This window comes from Thermococcus sp. 21S7 (assembly GCF_012027615.1).
Classification (GTDB): Archaea; Methanobacteriota_B; Thermococci; order Thermococcales; family Thermococcaceae; genus Thermococcus.
Genome location: NZ_SNUT01000024.1, coordinates 1 through 410, shown reverse-complemented (window position 1 = coordinate 410; position 410 = coordinate 1). Strand labels below are relative to the sequence as shown.

General features: G+C 51.5%; 1 pseudogene. It reads right to left on the bottom strand.

Features of this window, described 5'->3' with window-relative positions:
• Positions 1 to 262 precede the first annotated feature (262 nt).
• Positions 263 to 410, bottom strand: a pseudogene (locus E3E51_RS12945) (glycine cleavage system protein H); the annotation flags it as partial.

Genomic DNA, 410 nt, shown 5'->3' with positions numbered 1-410 from the left:
GCACATTTATCAAAGTTCCAAGAGGAGTAGTTCTAAGGCGATGACGAGCCCTAGAGTGGCTGAGGGATAATATGATGAAGGGCATACTGGCCGAGCCGCTAGGCTTTTAACATCCTTTGATGAGAGGAAAAAGCGGGCGATGAAGACCTCTAGGGTATCTGAGACCGCGCTCCGCGCGGAAAAATGATGACGGTCAAGAACTGAGCTCAACCCCTATTCTTCCAAAATTGCCATTATAAGAGGGAAAAGCGAGAGGAGACGCTCAGAGGCTCTCCAAGTACTCGGCGTAGGCTTTGGCGTCCATGAGCTCCTTGAGCTCCTCATCGAGGTTGCTCGGCTTGAGCTTGGCGATCCAGTTCTCGTAGGGATCCTCGTTGATGAGCTCAGGAGAATCTTCAAGCTCCCCGTTA